Here is a 20,207-nt window from a genome sequence, read left to right on the forward strand (position 1 = left end):
CGCGAAGGCGGTGTATCAGTCAGCATTATTGCTGAAAGTTAAACCGCCTTCGCGAGCAAGCCCGCTCCCACATTGGATCTGTGTTGTGAGTTGGAACCGGGTTACTGCTCCAGCTTCTGCGGCGTCTCCTGCCCCATGCAACGCACGGCTTTTTTCTTGCTGTCGACCAGCACACCGGTCAGGCCTTTCTGTTCCATGTCAAACAGCACCAGCACGCCATCGATGCACTGCGCCACTTGCGCCGCCGGTTCCAGGGAGACTTTGTAGTCTTCGCCCGGAATCGTCTTGAGCATGGTGAATTCGTTGAGCAGCAACGCATCCTCGGGTTTGGCGAAGTGCAGGTAGCCGTACCACCACAGGGCACCGACGGTGCCGAGGATGCTGCAGATACCGGTGATGATCAGCGGGATGGCGTTACGTTCTTCACTCATTGCGGACTCTCTGGTGGTTCATCTTCAGTATTCGGGGGTGCCGGGTAATTGGGGATTTCACCCAGGCGGCGCAGGCCGTTGAAATGCTGCGGGTCATCGAGATAGCGCAGCATGACGTTACGCCAGACCGGGTCGGCGAACGTCTGCACGTGACCGCCACGGGTCAGTTGCAACACCCGCGGGGGCGGCGCAGCTTGATACAGTCGGATGCCGTTGGAAAGAGGCACAATCGGATCGTCGATGCTGTGGTAGATCAGTTTCGGCACATCTTTAAGCTGCGCCATGGAGTTGATCGCGCTGTCGCCGTCCGGCACCAGCCACGACAACGGCACCTGGAACGTCCAGAACACCCATGAATTACTCAGCGCATACCGACCGACACTGCGATAACTGGCGGGCACGCCGTCGAGGACAAATGCCTTCAGTTGTTTCTGCCGTTGCGGGTGCTGGACCAGGTAATGCACGGCCATCGAGCCACCGAGACTCTGGCCGAGCAGGATCAGCGGCTTGCCTTGAACCTCCGGCGCCTTGTCCAGCCAGGCGAACGCCGCATCGATGTCCTGGTAGATCGCCGGCAGGCTGGGTTCGCCTTCGGACAGGCCGTAACCGCGATAGTCCACAAGCAACACCTGGTAACCATTTTTCGGCAACCAGAAACTGCCGCCAAGGTGCATGGGCAGGTTTCCGCCATTGCCATGCAGGTGCAGCACCGTGCCCTTGACCTCAACCCCCTGCTTCACCGGCAGCCACCAGGCATTGAGCTTGAGGCCATCGGCGGTGTTCAGGGTGACGGTGCGGTATTCAAGCCCGGCCTTTTCCGGGGTGAACAACTGGCCGGGTTCCGGATAGAACAGCAGCGAGCTGCAACCGCTCAAGGTCAGGAGAAGGCAGAGGATGCCGAGGATTCTCATCCGTTGAAACCTCGCAAGTATTGAGCTGGAACACATCACCTGTGGGAGCGAGCTTGCTCGCGATGGCGGTGTATCAGACAGCAGAAGTGTTGAATGTGAGACCGCTATCGCGAGCAAGCTCGCTCCCACAGGGGAATTCATTGTTCACAGGATATTCGAATAATCCGCCTCGATCCGGTCCAGGCTCAGGTGGTTGAGGAAGTTGGAGAAGCACATCCACGCCGACAACGCGTTCATGTCGCGGAACTGTTCCGGCAGGTACTTGGGCGGCACCACCAGGCCTTCGTCCACCAGCTGACGCAAGGTACGCATGTCTTCCAGGGTGGTCTTGCCGCAGAACAACAGCGGTATCTGCTCCAGCTTGCCTTTACGCACGGCCAGTTGAATGTAGTTGTAAATCATGATGAAGCCCTTGAGGTAGGACAAGTCTTTGGTAAATGGCAGACCTGTCGGCACCGAGCCGCGGAACACGCGACTGGCGTTGCTGTAGCTCTCGGGCATCTCGAAGCCTTGCTCACGGAAGAACTCGAACACCTGCAGGAAATCCGCGCCCTCCTCCACCATGTGTATCGCGCGGGTGCGGTTGGTCAGTTTGCGCAGACGGCTCGGGTAGGAGGCGAAGGTGATGATTTCCATCAGGATTGCCAGGCCTTCCTGGGTCACCGTCGACGAGGGCGGGCCTTTGGCGAGGAAGGTGCAAATCGGCTGGTTCAGGCCGTTGAGCGTGGTGCCGACGTGCACCAGCCCCTCGTGGACCTCCAGGGCGCGCACATCGCGCTGGTTGAACATCGCGTCGGAGCGGATCTTGATGTAGTCGGCGCCGGCCGCCGCATCGGCGACGATGCCGTCGGACTCGAACACCCGGATGGTTTCCTCGGCTTCGCCAAACACCTTGTTCAACCGGTGCTGCAACAAGTCGACCGCATCCTTGGCCGTCAGCGTCTTCGGCTCGTCCTTGAGGTCGCCACGGCCGTCGATGTTGTTCAGGTATTCGGACAGCATCATGCCCAGGTCGGACAGGGTCGGGTCGCCGGCATGGAATGCGTCGGACGCGGCGCCGTACAACTCCTGGGAAATCAGACCGAAATCCTCGGTGCCGCGCGCTTCGAGCATGCGCACCACCATGCGGTACTCCTTGCACATGCGCCGCATGATCTGGCCGACGGGGTTGAACTGGCCGAGCTGGCGGGTGATGTCGCGCTCGATGTTCTGGAACTCCAGCTTCACTTTGCTGGAGTCGAACGCCAGCGGCCGGTTGAGGTAGTAGTCGCGGTCCACCGCCGGCATTTCCTTGCCCTTGGCCTTGAGGAAGCCCTTGCGAATGTTGTCATCCCATTTGACCGCATCGAGTACGCGGATCGGCGTCTGTGCCAGCACGATGCGATCGGACAAAATGCGTATCGACTGTTGGTAATCGTCCACGCGAAACTCCTGTAGAAACCTGTGGGTGCTGCTTACTTGGCTTTGGCCTGGCGCTGATAGCGCACCGCTTCGACGAACACATCGGAATTGGCCGGGTCGTCGAGGTAGGCGGCGACTTGATCCATGTGGCTGTCGATCAATACGCCATCGCCATCGCGGGTCTGGAAGCTTTCACCGCTCAGGACTTTTTGCTTGATGGCCTGGTTGATCTGGTCGAGGTCGAGGTTGTAGACCACCAACTCATGTTTGTCGGTCAGTTCAAAACCGCCGAGGGTGAAATGCCCGCCGAACTGCGCCGGCACCTTCGCCGACAGGTACCAGCGGCTGCCATGACGCGACACCGTGAAAGGATAGGCCTCCCGCTCCCCGGGCCTGGCCCGGTAATAGCTGACGGCCTGATAGCGGTTGTCGCCGAGGCGGGTCAGTTCGAGGTTGAGCGCCTCGCCCCAGGCATTGGTGCTGGTCCATTTGCCGAGTAATCCTTTGGGCGCGGGGTCGCTTGCAGGCAGCGGTTCCTTGAAGGACACCAGACAGCCACTGAGCAGCAAGAACGACAAGGCGATCACAACGACACGCCAGGCTTTCATTCAATACTCCCTATGAATACACACCGCCCCAAGGTGGACACATTCCCCTGTGGGAGCGAGCTTGCTCGCGATGACGGTGTGTCAGACAACATTAATGTTGAATGGTAAACCGCTATCGCGAGCAAGCTCGCTCCCACAGGGGAAAGCACCAGCCGGGACTACTCCGACGCCAGCACCAGGTGCATGTAGCGCGTCAGGATGCCGAGCATTTCCTCTTCGGCGGCAGGCTCGTCTACGTTGAGCAGGCCCTGATATTCCATCCGGCCGATAATTGCCGTCAACACCTTGGCATCCTGATGCGGCTCCCGCGAGCCCAGCACCTGGAACAGTTGGCAAGAGCCCTGCAACAGGATTTGCTGATGCGAACGCACCAGTTCGGCCAGGCGCGGGTTGAGCAACGCTTCCTGGCGGAACGCCTGCTCGGCCATCAGGTGTTCGCGGCGATTGATCAGTTGCCGGTGAACGTAATCGGTCATCAGCCGTGCGATATCGTCCGCCAGTTTCGAGCGCGCCTGCGGGCTGCCATCGCCACTGGCGATCATGTCGCGCAGCAGGCCCTCGTTGTTCACCCACAGCTTGCCCATGTACGCGGCACTGCGTTCCACGTATTGGGCGAAGGTATCGGTGAGCAGGTCATCGATATCCTTGAAATAGTAAGTGGTCGCCGACAACGGCACTTGCGCCTCGGCGGCCACCGCACGGTGCCGTACGGCGCGCACGCCATCGCGCACGACAATGCGCATCGCGGCGTCGAGAATGTCCTGTCGACGCTGCTCACTGCCCTGTCGGCTGGCCTTGCGGCCCTGGTACTGAACACTTTCAGCGACCGCAGTGGCGATACCCGCTGCACCTTCTTGAGCCATTGCACGAATCACGACAGGTATTTCCTCTCAGATGAAACTAACAAGTTGATACGTTTGTACCAGACAGGCAATAAAAAACCGCCTGAAAAGGCGGTTTTTTAATTGAAACACTTACGCTTGCGGCCGCATGTGCGGGAACAGGATCACGTCGCGGATCGACGGGGAGTTGGTCAGCAGCATCACCAGACGGTCGATACCGATGCCTTCACCCGCCGTTGGCGGCATGCCGTACTCCAGCGCACGCACGAAGTCGGCGTCGTAGTGCATGGCTTCGTCGTCGCCGGCGTCCTTGTCGGCCACCTGGGCCATGAAACGCTCGGCCTGGTCTTCCGCGTCGTTCAGCTCGGAGTAGGCGTTGGCGATTTCACGACCACCGATGAACAGCTCGAATCGGTCGGTGACGTTCGGGTTGTCGTCGTTACGACGGGCCAGCGGCGACACTTCGAACGGGTACTGGGTAATGAAGTGCGGCTGTTCCAGCTTGTGCTCGACCAGCTCTTCGAAAATCATCACCTGCAGCTTGCCCAGGCCTTCGAAGCCCAGCACCTTGGCGCCGGCTTTCTTGGCGATGGCGCGAGCCTTGTCGATGTCGTTCAGGTCGTCAGCGGTCAGCTCGGGGTTGTACTTGAGGATCGAGTCGAACACCGACAGGCGCACGAACGGCTCGCCGAAGTGGAACACCTTGTCGCCGTACGGCACGTCGGTGCTGCCCAGAACCAGCTGCGCCAGTTCACGGAACAGTTCTTCGGTCAGGTCCATGTTGTCTTCGTAGTCGGCGTAGGCCTGGTAGAACTCCAACATGGTGAATTCAGGGTTGTGACGAGTCGAAACGCCTTCGTTACGGAAGTTGCGGTTGATCTCGAACACCTTCTCAAAGCCGCCGACAACCAGGCGCTTGAGGTACAACTCCGGCGCGATACGCAAGAACATTTCCATGTCCAGCGCGTTGTGGTGGGTTTCGAACGGCTTGGCTGCCGCGCCGCCCGGAATGGTCTGCAACATCGGCGTTTCCACTTCCAGGAAGTCACGCTTCATCAGGAAGCTGCGGATGTGGGCGATGACTTGCGAACGCACGCGGAAGGTCTGGCGCACGTCCTCGTTGACGATCAGGTCAACGTAGCGCTGGCGGTAGCGCTGTTCGGTGTCGGTCAGGCCGTGGTGCTTGTCCGGCAGCGGGCGCAGGGATTTGGTCAGCAGGCGCACGTTGGTCATTTCAACGTACAGGTCACCCTTGCCGGAGCGGGCCAGGGTGCCTTCGGCAGCAATGATGTCGCCCATGTCCCAGGTTTTCACCGCGGCCAGGGTTTCTTCGGACAGGGTCTTGCGGTTGACGTAGACCTGGATACGACCGGTCATGTCCTGGATCACCATGAACGAGCCACGGTTGAGCATGATACGACCGGCAACCTTGACCGGGATCGCAGCCTCTGCCAGCTCTTCCTTGGTCTTGTCCGCGTACTGTTTCTGCAGTGCATCGCAGTAGTTTTCGCGGCGGAAGTCGTTGGGGAAGGCATTGCCCTTGGCGCGCTCGGCAGCAAGCTTTTCCTTGCGCAGGGCGATCAGGGAGTTTTCTTCCTGTTGCAGGGCTTGCGGGTCGAGTTCTAGGTCGCTCATGTCTTTAAATATTCCATCTGGTTCGTTTTCCCCGGCCTGCGGCCGGGGATCGCCGGCAAGCCGGCTCCTACAGGGGATCGCGGTGTGTCAGAAACTTACAGCCCGGACTTCAGGCTCGCTTCCAGGTATTCGTCGATGTCGCCATCGAGCACCTTGTCACAGTCGCTGCGTTCGATGTTGGTGCGCAGATCCTTGATCCGCGAGGCATCGAGCACGTACGAACGGATCTGATGACCCCAGCCGATATCGGACTTGGTGTCTTCCAGCGCCTGGGACGCCGCGTTGCGCTTCTGCATTTCCTGCTCGTACAACTTGGCCCGCAGCATTTTCATGGCGGTGTCCTTGTTGGCGTGCTGGGAACGTTCGTTCTGGCAGCTGACCACGGTGTTGGTCGGTACGTGGGTGATACGTACGGCCGAGTCGGTGGTGTTTACGTGCTGACCACCGGCACCCGAGGAACGATAGGTGTCGATCCGCAAGTCTGCCGGGTTGATTTCGATTTCCACCTTGTCATCGATCTCGGGCGAGACGAACACCGCGGAGAACGAGGTGTGGCGACGGTTGCCGGAGTCGAACGGGCTCTTGCGCACCAGGCGGTGCACGCCGATCTCGGTGCGCAACCAGCCAAACGCGTATTCGCCCTTGATGTGCACGGTCGCGCCCTTGATCCCGGCGACTTCACCGGCGGACAATTCCATGATGGTCGCGTCGAAACCGCGTTTGTCGGCCCAGCGCAGGTACATGCGCAGCAGAATGTTGGCCCAGTCCTGGGCTTCGGTGCCGCCGGAACCGGCCTGGATGTCCAGATAGGCGTTGTTCGGGTCCATTTCGTGGCTGAACATGCGACGGAATTCCAGCTTGGCCAGACTTTCCTCGAGTCGGGCCAGCTCGGCGACGACATCGTCCACTGCGCCTTCGTCGTTTTCTTCGACGGCCATGTCCAGCAGGTCGCGGCAATCGGCCAGACCGGTGTTCAGTTCGTCCAGGGTATCGACGATCTGCGCCAGCGCAGCGCGCTCGCGGCCCAACTCCTGGGCGTATTCAGGTTTGTTCCAGACACTCGGATCTTCAAGCTCGCGATTGACTTCGGTCAGACGCTCATGCTTTTGATCGTAGTCAAAGATACCCCCGAATAGTTTCGGAGCGCTCGGACAGGTCCTTGATGGTGTTCAGGATCGGGTTGATTTCCATGACGGGCAGCACTCGTTGGCGAACTTTTGAAAGCCGGCGAGTATACCGGGAAACAGCCGAAAACGGCAGTCCGCTTGGCCGAAATGCCAAGTCCCTGTAGGAGCGAGCTTGCTCGCGAGAAACGCTCAGGCACCGCGTTTATTCAGATAGCCATCGTCATCGTTAACGACCATCGCGAGCAGGCTCGCTCCTACAGGGGCGTGGCGTTCACCCAATCCCCACCTGATTGCGCCCGTTGTTCTTCGCCGAATACAGCCCCTTGTCCGCCGCCAGGATCAGGTCGCGGCAGTTGCTGCCCGCTTTCGGGGTGATGGTCGACAGGCCGATGCTGATGGTCAGGCTCGACCCTTCGGCTGGCGAGTTATGCGGGATCTTCAGGGCTGCCACGGTCTGGCGCAGCTTCTCGGCGACAAGCCGCGCGCCGCCCTGGGAGGTGTTGGGCAGCACCAAGGCAAACTCTTCGCCACCGTAGCGGGCCGGCAGGTCCGAAGGCCGGGCACTGGCTTCTTTGATCGCCGTGGCGACCTTGCGCAGGGCTTCATCGCCTTCCAGGTGGCCGAAGCTGTCGTTGTAGGCCTTGAAGTAGTCGACATCGATCATCAGCAACGACAACTGGCTCTGCTCACGCAGCGAACGGCGCCACTCCAGCTCCATGTATTCATCGAAGTGCCGACGGTTCGACAACCCGGTCAGGCCATCGGAGTTCATCAGGCGTTGCAGGACCAGGTTGGTGTCGAGCAGTTGCTGCTGGCTGACCCGCAACGCGCGGTAGGCCGCGTCCCGTTGCAGCAGGGTCATGTAGGACCGCGAGTGATAGCGGATGCGCGCGACCAGTTCGATGGTGTCCGGCAGCTTGACCAGGTAATCGTTGGCCCCGGCCGCGAACGCCGCGCTCTTGATCAGCGGATCTTCCTTGGTCGACAGGACGATGATCGGAATGTCCCTGGTCGCCGGGTGATTGCGGTATTCGCGCACCAGGCTCAGGCCGTCAAGGCCGGGCATGACCAGATCCTGCAGGATGACCGTCGGCTTGATGCGCACCGCGTGGGCGATGGCCTGGTGTGGATCGGCGCAAAAGTGGAAATCGATGTTCTCTTCGTTCGCCAGGCCCCGGCGCACGGCTTCGCCGATCATGGCCTGATCGTCCACCAGCAACACCATGGCGGCGTTTTCATCGGTCTTGAAGTCGTCGAGCTGTAATTCATTCATGTGCGGTCACCTGAGTACTACTTGAGCCAGGAATGAGGAAAAAGGTGCTCATTTGGCGAAAATCTCCAGCAATCGTGGCGCTATCTTGTCCAGCGGGCGAATCTCCACGGCAGCGTCGATAGCTGCGGCCGCCTTCGGCATGCCGTACACCGCACTGCTGCCCTGGTCTTGTGCGATGGTCAGGTAGCCCTGTTGGCGCATGAGTTTAAGCCCCTGGGCGCCATCACGCCCCATGCCGGTGAGTAAAACCCCCACGGCGTCACCGTTCCAGTAACTGGCCACGCTCTCGAAGAACACATCGATGGAGGGCCGGTAGATTTCGTTGACCGGTTCGGCGGTGTAGGCCAGCGTGCCGTTTTTCAGCAAGCGAATATGGTGATTGGTGCCGGCCAGCAGTACCGTGCCGCTTTGCGGCGGCTCGCCTTCCTCGGCCAGGCGCACGTTGAGGCCGCTGGCGCTGCCGAGCCATTCAGCCATGCCGGCGGCAAACACCTGGTCAACGTGCTGCACCAGCACGATGGCCGGAGAGAAATCACGCGGCAGGCCCTTGAGCAAGACTTCCAGCGCCGCCGGCCCACCGGCGGATGAGCCAATGGCGATCAGGCTCTGGCGTGAGCCCGAGCTGCGCAACGGTGCCGGCGCCGGGCGCGGGCGGTTGCCCTTGTCGCCGATCAGCCAGCCGATGTTCATGATCTTGCGCAACAACGGCGCAGCCGCTTCCTGGGGATTGCCAGCGCCGACGGTCGGGGTGTCGACCACGTCCAGCGCACCGTGGCCCATGGCCTCGAACACCCGGTGCACGTTCTGCTGGCGATCCACGGTGACGATGACAATGGCGCACGGGGTCTCGGCCATGATCCGCCGCGTGGCCTCGACGCCATCCATCACCGGCATGATCAGGTCCATCAGGATCAGGTCCGGCGTGTCCTGCGCGCACAGGCGCACTGCTTCGGCGCCATTGCCGGCGACCCAGACCACCTCGTGTGTCGGCTCGAATGCCAGGGCGCGGCGCAGGGCCTCCACCGCCATGGGCATATCGTTGACGATTGCAATCCTCATGCACGCGCTCCTCCAATGAGCTCGACCACTGCATCGAGCAAGGCATCGTCATGAAAACTGGCCTTGGCTAGATAATAGTCGGCCCCGGCATCCAGTCCACGGCGCCGGTCCTCCTCACGATCCTTGTAGGACACCACCATCACCGGCAGCGATTGCAGGCGATTGTCCCGACGCAGCAACGTAACCAGTTCGATACCGTCCATGCGCGGCATATCAATGTCGGTGATCAGCAGATCGAAATCCTCCGAACGCAACGCGTTCCAGCCGTCCATGCCGTCTACCGCAACCGCCACGTCGTATCCGCGATTGAGCAACAGCTTGCGCTGCAACTCTCGCACGGTCAGGGAATCGTCCACCACCAGAATTCGCTTGCGGGCCGCCTCGACCACCTGATTGCTGTGGCGGGCGATGCGTTCCAGGCGTCCGGTGTTGAGCAGTTTTTCCACAGACCGCAGCATGTCTTCGACATCGACGATCAGCACCACCGAGCCGTCGTCGAGCAGGGCCCCGGCGGAAATGTCCTGCACCTTGCCCAGACGCTCATCCAGCGGCAGCACCACCAATGTCCGCTCCCCGATAAACCGCTCCACGGCCACGCCGTAGATCGCATCGCGCTCGCGAATCACCACGACTTTCAGGGTTTGCCCGCTGTTCTGGCTGGCCGGGCGATGCAGCAACTGGCTGGCCGCCACCAGCCCGACATGCCGGCCTTCGTACCAGAAATGCTGGCGACCTTCGACCTGCACAATATCCGCCGGCTCCAGATCACACATGCGCTCAATGTGCGCCAACGGAAAGGCATAGGCCTCGTCGCCGACTTCCACCACCAGGCTGCGCACCACCGACAGGGTCAACGGTACTTCAAGATGGAAACGACTGCCCTCGCCCGCCGTCTGCTCCAGCACCACCGCACCGCGCAACTGCCGGACCATGTGCTGCACCGCATCCAGGCCGACGCCACGACCGGACACCTCGGTGACCCTGTCGCGCAGGCTGAAACCAGGCAGGAACAGGAACGTCAGCAGCTCTTCTTCGCTCAACTGCGCGGCGGTTTGCGCAGGGGACAAATTTCGTTCAACGATACTGCGACGGACTTTTTCCAGATCCACGCCGTTACCGTCATCGCTCAATTCAAGCACCAGCAAACCGGCCTGATGCGAAGCGCGCAGGCGAATCAGACCCTCCGCCGGCTTGCCGGCCAGCAGGCGTTGTTCCGGGAGTTCGATGCCGTGGTCGACCGCGTTGCGCAACAGGTGGGTCAGCGGCGCTTCGAGCCTTTCCAGCACGTCGCGATCGACCTGGGTCTTCTCGCCTTCAATTTCCAGTCGCACCTGTTTGCCCAGGTCGCGCCCCAGATCACGGACCATGCGCACCTGCCCGGTCAACACATCGGCAAAGGGCCGCATGCGACAGGCCAGCGCCGTGTCGTACAACACCTGTGCCCGCTGGCTGGCATGCCAGGCGAACTCATCGAGTTCGGCGTTCTTTTCCATGAGCAATTGCTGGGATTGCGCCAGTAAGCGCCGCGCATCCTCAAGGGCTTCCTGGGCTTCCAGGCTCAAGGCGTGATCCTTGAGGTGAACGTTGAGATTCTCCAGCGCTCGCAGGCTGTTGCTCTGCATGCGCTTGAGTCGCTGCATGGTCGCCAGGTGCGGTTTGAGGCGCTGGGTTTCCACCAGGGATTTGCTCGACAGATCGAGCAGGCTGTTCAGGCGCTCGGCGGTGACGCGCAACACTCGTTCGCCGTTTTCGGTGGTGCGTTTGGTCTTGCGCAGGGCTGGTGTCGGAGGGGGTTCGACGACAGGCGCCGACGGCTCGACTTCGGGGGCAGGTGCTTCGAGCATGAGCTCGGAGATAATCCGTTCGGCCATGACCGGTTCGGCGGGCGCAACCAGCGGCGCCGCCGGATCCAGCAAGCGTGCCATCAAGGTTACGTAAGCCTCAATGTCCGCGGCCTGCGGGTTGTTGTCCGGCGTGGCGATGCGCATCAGCAGATCGGTGCCTTGCAGCAACGCATCGATGTGTTCGGGGCGCAGCAACAGGCGCCCTTCCTGGGCACTGACCAGGCAATCTTCCATGACGTGGGCAACGCTGACCCCGGCATCGACGCCCACGATCCGCGCCGCCCCCTTGAGCGAGTGCGCCGCACGCATGCACGATTCAAGCTGATCGGCCAGGGTCGGATCGCGCTCAAGCGCCAGCAGGCCGGCACTCAAGACCTGGGTCTGGGCTTCGGCCTCCAGGCTGAACAGCTCCAGCAAAGAGGCGTCGCGCATTTGCTCGGGGGTCATGTGAGGCTCCGGGTCACGGCGGACAACAGCTGTTCTTCATCCAGCCAACGCAGGCTGCGACCTTTGAATTGCAACACACCACGGGTGTATTTGGCGCTGGCCTGGGCCCCCGAGCGCGATGCGCTATCGAGGATATGCTCATCGATGGAGTGAATCCCGTCGACTTCGTCCACCGGCACCACCACCGGCCCGCCGTGGGCCGCGATGATCAGCATGCGCGGCATGACCCTCGCACCCGGTGCCACATTGCCGGTGCCGTCGAGCCCGAGCAGTTCCACCAGCGACAGGCAGGCGACCAGCGCGCCGCGCACATTCGCCACGCCGAGCAAGGCCCGGGAGCGCTGGTGCGGCAAAGAGTGAATCGCCTGCAACGGTGACACTTCCACCAGGCTGCGCGTGGCCAGGCCCAGCCACTCTTCTCCCAGACGGAACATCAACAACGAGCGGGTTTTCACCTCGCTCTCGAGCGCGACGGACACTGGCCCGCGCTCTTGCTGCTGCAAGGCATAACGATCGAGCAGACGCGTCGCGGCTGCCGAATACACCGCACAATTGCGGCAATGAATATGTTCGGCCAGCAACGGGCAGGACTTGTCGCCGTGGATACCGATGCGGTTCCAGCAATCGTCGATGGCCTGGGCATCCCGGGTGACGCTGAAGGTGTCGGAGGCGATCATCGTTTACGCTCACTGTCGGCGGCGCGTGCGCTGCGGGCGGCACGTTCCTGCAATCGTCTGGCCCCCGCCGCGTCACCCTGGGCCTGCAGCAAGGCGGCCAGGTGCATCAACGCTTCGGGATGTTGCGGTTCGAGGTACAACGCCTTGCGATAAAAGCCCTGGGCTTCCAGGACGTTTCCCGCGACATCACTGAGCAGTCCCAGCCAATAGAACACTTGGGCTACCGGTTCATGACTGCGCAAATAGCTTTCACACGCAGCCTTTGCCTCGGCGCTTTTGCCTTCGTTGGCCAGCCCGGCGATGTTCGCCAGCAGCACGGCCGTATCGGTGCCAGCGATTTTCGGCACGGGCGCCAGTGGCACGACACTGGCGAACGGACGACTGCGCACCGGCGCAACAGGTCGATTGCGCAGCGGTTGCGGCACAGGCAAGGGGGTTGGAACGAATGCCGGCAAGGATTCAGGCTCCGCAGTCCCTTGTCGACTGAAAGCGAAGGACTGCGCGATACCGATCGAGCGCATCCCCAAACGCCCCAGCAGACTGCCTTCGGCCGGGCCGATAAACAGCACGCCGTCGTCATGGGTCAGGCGCTTGAGCACTTCAAAGACTTGCTTCTGGGTCGGCTGGTCGAAATAGATCAGCAGGTTGCGACAAAATACGAAATCGAATGGCGGTTCACCGACCAGCAAGGCCGGGTCCAGCAGATTGCCGACCTGCAAGCGCACCTGTTCCTGCACGCGCGGCTCCAGGCGATAGCCGTCGCCTTCGGCTATGAAATGGCGGTCGCGAAACGCAATGTCGTCGCCCCGAAAGGAATTCTTGCCGTACAAGGCTCGCCTGGCTTTATCCACCGACAACGGGCTGACGTCCATGCCGTCGACCTTGAACTGGTGCGGCTTGAGTCCGGCATCGAGCAACGCCATGGCGATTGAATACGGTTCTTCACCGGTGGAACACGGCAGGCTGAGAATCCGCAGGGCGCGCAGGTTGTTGATTTCAGCCAGACGCTTGCTCGCCAGTTTCGCCAGGGTGGCGAAGGATTCCGGATACCGGAAGAACCAGGTTTCCGGAACGATCACCGCTTCGATCAATGCCTGTTGCTCGTCCCGTGAGCCCTGCAAGGTGCGCCAATACTCATCGGCCGAGGCTGCTTGCGCAGCCACGCTGCGCTGGCGCACCGCCCGCTCGATGATGGCCGGCCCCACCGAGGTCACGTCGAGTCCGATACGCTCCTTGAGGAAGTCGAAAAAACGCTGGTCGCTGCTCATGGCCGCACCTCCAGCAGCGCCGGATCCATTGGCGGCGAAGGAAACAACAAGGCGCGCACCTGATCGTTCAGCAGATCACTGACCCGTACCCACTGCAGCAAGCCTTGCTCGTCCTTGCGCACCGGCCCCAGGTAAGGCGCCTGGGGATTGTCCAGGCCGTAGGGCTGAAAATCCGCCGGATCACAGCGCAAGGTGTCGGTCGCCTGTTCCAGAATCAGCCCGAGCAGTTGTGTCTCGCCGGTTTCATCCGGGCGGTAGTTGACCAACACCAGCCGGGTGCTGGTACGGGCCTGCGCCGGCGCGCCAAACGTCAGTGCACTCAAGTCGATCACCGGCACCACGGCACCCCGATAGGCGAACACCCCGGCGACCCAGGCGGGGGCCTGGGCAATGGGCTTCAAGGGCAGGCGCGGCAGCACTTCAGCCACTTCGACAGCCTTCAAGGCATAGCGCTCGCTGCCGATGCGAAACACCAGAAACAATGCATGCAGCGCCTGCTTCACGGCAGAGCGCTTGGCCGTGATTTCGCTCATCAGACTTTGAATCGCGAAACGCCGCTGCGCAGCCCGACGGCCACCTGGCTCAGTTCATCGATGGCGAAACTGGCCTGGCGCAGAGACTCGACTGTCTGGCTGCTGGCATCACCCAACTGCACCAGCGCATGGTTGATCTGCTCGGCACCGGTAGCCTGGGCCTGCATCCCTTCGTTGACCATCAGCACCCGCGGCGCCAGCGCCTGGACCTGATGGATGATCTGCGACAATTGCTCGCCGACCTGCTGCACCTCGGACATGCCGCGACGCACTTCCTCGGAGAACTTGTCCATGCCCATGACCCCGGCCGATACCGCCGACTGGATCTCGCGCACCATTTGCTCGATGTCGTAGGTGGCCACCGCCGTCTGGTCCGCCAGGCGCCGTACTTCGGTGGCGACCACGGCAAAACCGCGCCCGTACTCACCGGCCTTCTCGGCCTCGATGGCGGCGTTGAGCGACAACAGGTTGGTCTGGTCGGCCACCTTGACGATGGTCACCACCACCTGATTGATGTTGCCGGCCTTCTCGTTGAGGATCGCCAGCTTGGCATTGACCAGATCGGCCGCGCCCATCACCGAGTGCATGGTTTCCTCCATGCGCGCCAGCCCCTGTTGCCCCGAGCCGGCGGCCACGGAAGCCTGATCGGCGGCGGTGGAGACCTCGGTCATGGTGCGCACCAGATCCCGGGAGGTGGCGGCGATTTCACGGGAGGTCGCGCCGATTTCCGTGGTGGTGGCGGCGGTTTCCGTGGCGGTCGCCTGTTGCTGCTTGGAGGTGGCGGCGATCTCGGTGACCGACGTGGTCACCTGCACCGATGAACGCTGTGCCTGGGACACCAGCGAGGTGAGCTCGGTCATCATGTCGTTGAAACCGGTCTCTACCGCGCCGAATTCGTCCTTGCGCTCCAGATTCAGGCGGCTGCTGAGGTCACCGGTGCGCATGATTTCGAGGATGCTCACGATGCGGTTCATCGGCGCCATGATGGCGCGCATCAATAGCAAACCGCACAGGCCGGCAGCCAGGACGGCCACCAGAAGGGAAATGCCCATGATGATTTTTGCCGTCAGCACCGCATCGTCGATGGCCGCGATGTCAGCGTCGGCTACCGCTTTGTTTTCGCGGATGATGTCGTTGAGCTTCATGCGCCCCGCGGTCCACGCCGGAGTCAATTGCTCGTTGAACAGGCGAATGGCTTCGGCGCTCTGATTGCGCTTGTGCAAGTCGAGCACGGTCGCCAGGACCTGATTGTAGTCGCCATGAAGTTTTTCGAAGGCAGCGTACTCGACCTTGTCCTCATCGGTGGCGATGGTGCCGCGATAGCTCTGCATATGCTCTTGCAGACGCGCCTCAAAGGTCTTGAAGTTCTCCGCCTGCTCGGCGCTGAACCCCTCCCCCTCCTTGAAGCCAAGAGTTTCCTGGGTCCGCAGGTAGCTGTCGACCCAGGCGCTGCGCACCATCGAACTGTAATACAGGCCCGGTAGCGCATCCTCACGAACGCTGGCTTCGCTGCTTTCGATCTTCAGAAGCCGCGAATACGAGACGACCACCATCAGCAGCATGATGGCGATAATTACCGCAAAGCTCGCCAAAATGCGTTGGCGTAACGTCCAGTTCTTCACAGTCAATCCTCGGGCCTGATTCGAAATGCGGGGAGTATAGCCGAGGGTGGTGTTTCATTTATAAGACGGATGCAACCCACTTCTCATCCCGTTGAAAAAAGGCGGGATGGGCTCTGGGTGGGACTGTCCGCCATTTGAGGGAATGGGTGTTAGGGGTGATTGGGTAGAATCGGGCGATGGATCGGCCATAGGGGATGCGGCGTGGCTGAAAACGCCTTCGCGAGCAGGCGCGCTCCCACAGTGGATCTGTATTCGCCAAACATTGTGGGAGCGAGCCTGCTCGCGAAGGCGGGCGGAAGGTTTACAGGGAAGCCTGGCGAACCTGCTTCTCCAGTTCAGCCTTCAACCCCGGCTCCAGCTTGAGTTGCCGCGCCAACTCATCCAGGTAGGACTTCTCCATGAAGTTCTCCTCGTCGACCATCATCACACTCGCGATGTACATCTCGGCGGCGGTTTCCGGCGTGCGCGCGGCACGGGCGACGTCGGCGGGGTCCAGCGGCTTGTTGAGTTCGGCGTGCAGCCAGTGTTGCAGCTCCTGGTCATTGTCGAGCTTGATGAACTCGCCCTCGATCAATGCGCGCTCACGCTCGTCGACATGCCCGTCAGCCTTGGCCGCGGCCACCAGCGCCTTGAGAATCGCCTGGCTGTGCTGCTCGACTTGCGCGGCAGGCAAGCGGTCGAGGGTTTGCGGTTCCGTTTCTGGCGCAGTGCCCTGCTGGGCCTGCCAGTTGCCGTAGGCCTTGTAGGCCAGCACGCCCAACGCGGCGAGGCCGCCATAGACCGCAACCTTGCCGCCGACCTTGCGGGCCTTCTTGCTGCCGAGCAGCAAGCCCATCGCACCTGCCGCCAATGCCCCGCCGCTTGCGCCGGAGAGCAAACTGCCAAGGCTGCCCGAGCCGCCGTTACCACCGAGCAATCCACCCGGCGCGCCTGCGGACGACTTGCTCTGCGCCCCGCCCGCCTTGTTCTGCAACATGTCCTGGCCGGACTTGAGGAGTTGATCGAGCAATCCACGGGTGTTCATTTTTTGCCTCCACTAAAAGGTTTATCCGAACCTTGAGGCCACCAGCCTAGTTCGAAAGTGCCCGATGATTCCTGGGGAGGAGTAATTCCAGATGTTGCTGCTAGTTGGCTTAAATACACCACAAACAAGCCAGCGCTTGAGCAACATAACAAATCGATATAACAAACTGTCATTTATAACAGTATCGAGACCGGGAATTTCTGTTTACTTTCCTGTTGCCGCAACTACTAAACTCAAGAGAACAAAACCATGTCCAAGTCAGCTGAAGAAATTGTAAGTGAGCATTTTAAGAATGATGAAAAAACGCCATTAAATGGGCATATAACGGTAAAAATTGGCACCCAGAAATTTACATTCAACAACATTAAATATATAACAGGATCCGGGTTCAATGGATTAATCGGCTCACTGGACACAGAAGCTGCAGTGATAACTTTCACAACTATTGTCCAAAACGGAACCTATCTACTGAACTATCCCTTTGAAATTAGGCATGCTAACTTCTGGCAAGTCGCCATAAAATCTGAAAGGTATGAAGCAGATACCGGCACACTACACATCGAAAAAACCGGTTATGCCCATTATAACGGAACGGCTGTTTTTAAAGCAAAAGACGGCAAAACCGTAACTATTGATTTCAACGTTAATCCTTAATTCCATCCTTTCTGCCATCGACCCTCCTACTTGCATTTGAGGGTCGCCTCTCCAGAGCGCGCCAGCCAACAGACTCCTGACAAGCTCGACCGTAGCAGATCTGGGGCAGATCAAGGTCACCAGGTAATTCTCCGAGCTGACTGGTTTATTCACCGCATCCGGCAAGGCGTACTTGCGAGTGAACATCCCATACACGGTGTCTCGACGATGGCCCCGTGGAAATGGATGGTGCCCCGTGCTATCGATTGGGACGCGAAACAGCTTCCACCCAAGCCTACCCATCAGAAAAAAAGATATACACTCGAGCAAATCTATAAAAACCACCCACCGGGTACGCTCATCCATGATGACCTTGCGTCAAATCCGCCATTTCATCGCTGTGGCCGAGACCGGTTCGATCTCCGCCGCCGCGCAAACCGCGTTCATTTCCCAGTCGACCCTGACCCTGGCCATCCAGCAACTGGAGGAGGAAATCGGCGTCAGCCTGTTCAGCCGCCACGCCAAGGGCATGACCCTGACCCACCAGGGTCATCAATTCCTGCGCCAGGCACACTTGATCCTGGCCACCGTGGATAACGCCAAGCGCAGCCTGCAACAGAGCACCGACCAGGTCGCCGGGCAATTGATCGTCGGCGTGACCAGCCTGGTGGCCGGTTATTACCTGGCGGATTTGCTCACCCGTTTCCAGCGCGCCTACCCCAACGTGGAAATCCGCGTGATGGAAGACGAGCGCCCGTACATCGAGCATTTGCTGGTCAGCGGCGAGATCGATGTCGGCGTGCTGATCCTCTCCAACCTCGAAGACCGTCACGCTCTGCAGACCGAAGTGCTGACCCACTCGCCGCACCGGCTATGGCTGCCGGCTCAGCACCCGCTGCTGGAACACGACAGCATCAACCTCGCCGATGTGGCCCGCGAGCCATTGATTCAACTGAACGTCGACGAAATGGACCGTAACGCCCAACGCATGTGGTCGGCAGCCTCGCTGCAACCGCGCATCACCCTGCGCACGGCCTCGACCGAAGCAGTGCGAAGCCTGGTGGCTGCCGGCTTGGGCGTGTCGATCCAGCCCGACATGACCTATCGCCCGTGGTCACTGGAGGGCGACATCATCGAAGCACGACCGATTGCCGACCTCAGCCAGACCCTGGATGTCGGCCTCGCCTGGCGTCGCGGCACGGCCCGGCCGGCGCTGGTGGACCCATTCCTGACGGTCGCCCGCGAACAACCCCATGGCGGGCGCAAGCCATCTATTTAATCGAACGCCACCTTCAGTATTTAGTATTTGTTGTCCTCGGGCCCGCGAACTAGTCTTGTTACATCTATATAAGACGGCCGGGTCCCAACCACTGGGAACACCATGGCCACACAAGAAAAGAGAACCCGAAAAATGGCCGGCGCGCAGACCCCGTTGTTCACCGCATTGTTGATCGATGGTGAATTAGTCGCCGGTCAAGGCTGTGTCGAGCCGATTCTCAACCCGGCCACTGGCGAAATCATCACGCAAATCGCCGAAGCCAGCACCGAGCAAGTCGAAGCCGCGATCCTCGCCGCCCACCGCGCCTTTGCCGGTTGGTCACGGACCACGCCACAGCAACGTTCGAACCTGTTGCTGGACATCGCCAACGCCATCGAAAAAAACGCCGACCTGCTGGCCCGCCTCGAGTCCATGAACTGCGGCAAGCCGTTGCACCTGGCCCGCCAGGATGACCTGAGCGCCACGGTCGACGTGTTCCGCTTCTTCGCCGGTGCCGTGCGTTGCCAGACCGGCCAGCTCAGCGGCGAATACCTGCCGGGCTACACCAGCATGGTGCGCCGCGATCCTATCGGGGTCGTGGCGTCGATCGCGCCGTGGAACTACCCGATCATGATGGCCGCGTGGAAAATCGCCCCGGCCCTCGCCGCCGGCAACACCCTGGTGTTCAAACCGTCGGAACACACGCCGCTGTCGATCCTGGCCCTGGCACCCGCGCTGGCCGAGATCCTGCCACGGGGTGTGATCAACATCGTTTGCGGGGGTGGCGAAGGCGTCGGCAGCCACCTGGTGAGCCACCCTAAAGTGCGCATGGTGTCGCTGACCGGCGATATCGTCACCGGGCAAAAAATCCTCCAGGCCGCATCGAAAACCCTCAAACGTACCCACCTGGAACTCGGCGGCAAGGCTCCGGTGATCGTCTGCAACGATGCCGACATTCAGGCCGTGGTCGAAGGTGTGCGCACCTATGGCTACTACAACGCCGGCCAGGATTGCACCGCCGCTTGCCGCATTTATGCCCAGGCCGGGATTCACGACCGTCTGGTGGCCGAGCTCGGCGCGGCCGTCAGCAGCCTGCGCTTCGCCGGCAAACGCGACGCCGACAACGAAATCGGCCCGCTGATCAGCACCCGCCAGCGCGACCGCGTGGCCAGTTTTGTCGAACGCGCCCTCGGCCAGCCGCACATCGAGCGGGTGACCGGCGCGGCCGTGCATTCCGGCGCTGGCTTCTATTACCAGCCGACCCTGCTGGCCGGCTGCAAGCAAAGCGATGAGATCGTCCAGCGCGAAGTGTTCGGACCGGTGGTCACCGTGACCCGTTTCGATGAATTGGAACAAGCGGTGGACTGGGCCAACGATTCGGAATACGGCCTGGCGTCGTCGGTCTGGACCCAGAACCTCGACAAGGCCATGCAGGTCGCGGCGCGCCTGCAGTACGGCTGCACCTGGATCAACAGCCATTTCATGCTGGTCAGCGAAATGCCCCATGGCGGCCTGAAGCGTTCGGGCTACGGCAAGGACCTGTCCAGCGATTCGCTTCAGGACTACAGCGTGGTGCGGCACATCATGGCCCGCCATGGCGAGCATCTCTGACTA

At 61.0% G+C, this 20,207-nt stretch carries 18 protein-coding genes; 3 read left to right on the top strand and 15 right to left on the bottom strand.

Features of this window, described 5'->3' with window-relative positions:
• Nucleotides 1-101: 101 nt before the first annotated feature.
• The 15 genes from AC07YV_RS06885 to AC07YV_RS06955 all read right to left on the bottom strand — a co-directional run bounded on the left by AC07YV_RS06885 (nucleotide 102) and on the right by AC07YV_RS06955 (nucleotide 16,702).
• A complete protein-coding gene (locus tag AC07YV_RS06885; protein ID WP_008051386.1) occupies nucleotides 102-431 on the bottom strand; it encodes a PA3694 family proteiin in 330 nt (109 codons plus the stop codon).
• Entirely contained in the window at nucleotides 428-1,342 is a 915-nt protein-coding gene (locus tag AC07YV_RS06890) for an alpha/beta hydrolase (protein ID WP_102699038.1), read from the bottom strand. The genes AC07YV_RS06885 and AC07YV_RS06890 overlap by 4 nt, the downstream gene beginning before the upstream one ends.
• A 144-nt stretch (nucleotides 1,343-1,486) precedes the next feature.
• Nucleotides 1,487-2,764, bottom strand: coding sequence for a flavohemoglobin expression-modulating QEGLA motif protein (locus AC07YV_RS06895; protein ID WP_007975033.1), 1,278 nt, complete (start codon nucleotides 2,762-2,764; stop codon nucleotides 1,487-1,489).
• 32 nt (nucleotides 2,765-2,796) lie between these two features.
• Nucleotides 2,797-3,351, bottom strand: a complete 555-nt coding sequence (locus AC07YV_RS06900; RefSeq protein WP_102699039.1) for a hypothetical protein — start codon at nucleotides 3,349-3,351, stop codon at nucleotides 2,797-2,799.
• Nucleotides 3,352-3,509: 158 nt separating this feature from the next.
• The gene (locus AC07YV_RS06905) at nucleotides 3,510-4,214 is read right to left on the bottom strand and encodes a TetR/AcrR family transcriptional regulator (RefSeq protein ID WP_081500975.1); all 705 of its coding nucleotides are present in this window, start codon (nucleotides 4,212-4,214) and stop codon (nucleotides 3,510-3,512) included.
• Between the two features lie 111 nt (nucleotides 4,215-4,325).
• On the bottom strand, nucleotides 4,326-5,828 hold the full coding sequence (gene lysS / locus AC07YV_RS06910) for a lysine--tRNA ligase (RefSeq protein ID WP_033047908.1): 1,503 nt from the start codon (nucleotides 5,826-5,828) through the stop codon (nucleotides 4,326-4,328).
• Between the two features lie 95 nt (nucleotides 5,829-5,923).
• Nucleotides 5,924-7,019, bottom strand: a protein-coding gene (gene prfB, locus AC07YV_RS06915) for a peptide chain release factor 2 (RefSeq protein ID WP_095965010.1) whose coding sequence is annotated in 2 segments (ribosomal slippage) — nucleotides 5,924-6,946 and nucleotides 6,948-7,019 — 1,095 coding nt in all. Because the reading frame shifts where the segments join, the coding sequence is not laid out codon by codon here.
• Nucleotides 7,020-7,226: 207 nt separating this feature from the next.
• Nucleotides 7,227-8,228 (bottom strand): response regulator, encoded by a 1,002-nt coding sequence (locus AC07YV_RS06920; RefSeq protein ID WP_102699040.1) that lies wholly within the window; start codon nucleotides 8,226-8,228, stop codon nucleotides 7,227-7,229.
• 48 nt (nucleotides 8,229-8,276) lie between these two features.
• Nucleotides 8,277-9,287, bottom strand: coding sequence for a chemotaxis response regulator protein-glutamate methylesterase (locus AC07YV_RS06925; RefSeq protein ID WP_102699041.1), 1,011 nt, complete (start codon nucleotides 9,285-9,287; stop codon nucleotides 8,277-8,279).
• On the bottom strand, nucleotides 9,284-11,578 hold the full coding sequence (locus AC07YV_RS06930) for a hybrid sensor histidine kinase/response regulator (protein ID WP_102699042.1): 2,295 nt from the start codon (nucleotides 11,576-11,578) through the stop codon (nucleotides 9,284-9,286). Before AC07YV_RS06930 ends, AC07YV_RS06925 begins: the two co-directional genes overlap by 4 nt.
• Entirely contained in the window at nucleotides 11,575-12,255 is a 681-nt protein-coding gene (locus tag AC07YV_RS06935; RefSeq protein WP_102699043.1) for a chemotaxis protein CheW, read from the bottom strand. Before AC07YV_RS06935 ends, AC07YV_RS06930 begins: the two co-directional genes overlap by 4 nt.
• A complete protein-coding gene (locus AC07YV_RS06940) occupies nucleotides 12,252-13,523 on the bottom strand; it encodes a CheR family methyltransferase (protein ID WP_102699044.1) in 1,272 nt (423 codons plus the stop codon). Before AC07YV_RS06940 ends, AC07YV_RS06935 begins: the two co-directional genes overlap by 4 nt.
• On the bottom strand, nucleotides 13,520-14,056 hold the full coding sequence (locus AC07YV_RS06945) for a chemotaxis protein CheW (protein WP_102699045.1): 537 nt from the start codon (nucleotides 14,054-14,056) through the stop codon (nucleotides 13,520-13,522). Before AC07YV_RS06945 ends, AC07YV_RS06940 begins: the two co-directional genes overlap by 4 nt.
• Nucleotides 14,056-15,678, bottom strand: coding sequence for a methyl-accepting chemotaxis protein (locus tag AC07YV_RS06950; protein WP_102699046.1), 1,623 nt, complete (start codon nucleotides 15,676-15,678; stop codon nucleotides 14,056-14,058). Before AC07YV_RS06950 ends, AC07YV_RS06945 begins: the two co-directional genes overlap by 1 nt.
• A 301-nt stretch (nucleotides 15,679-15,979) precedes the next feature.
• A complete protein-coding gene (locus AC07YV_RS06955; protein ID WP_102699047.1) occupies nucleotides 15,980-16,702 on the bottom strand; it encodes a tellurite resistance TerB family protein in 723 nt (240 codons plus the stop codon).
• 249 nt (nucleotides 16,703-16,951) lie between these two features.
• On the opposite strand from AC07YV_RS06955, the gene AC07YV_RS06960 reads away from it, so the two are divergent.
• From AC07YV_RS06960 to AC07YV_RS06970, 3 genes are all read left to right on the top strand, one after another.
• Nucleotides 16,952-17,356, top strand: a complete 405-nt coding sequence (locus tag AC07YV_RS06960) for a hypothetical protein (protein ID WP_146025343.1) — start codon at nucleotides 16,952-16,954, stop codon at nucleotides 17,354-17,356.
• Between the two features lie 343 nt (nucleotides 17,357-17,699).
• Entirely contained in the window at nucleotides 17,700-18,614 is a 915-nt protein-coding gene (locus AC07YV_RS06965; protein ID WP_007975056.1) for a LysR family transcriptional regulator, read from the top strand.
• Between the two features lie 102 nt (nucleotides 18,615-18,716).
• Complete coding sequence (locus tag AC07YV_RS06970; protein ID WP_081500976.1) at nucleotides 18,717-20,204, top strand: gamma-aminobutyraldehyde dehydrogenase; 1,488 nt, start codon at nucleotides 18,717-18,719, stop codon at nucleotides 20,202-20,204.
• Nucleotides 20,205-20,207 lie beyond the last annotated feature (3 nt).

This window comes from Pseudomonas sp. GW456-E7, from assembly GCF_059424105.1.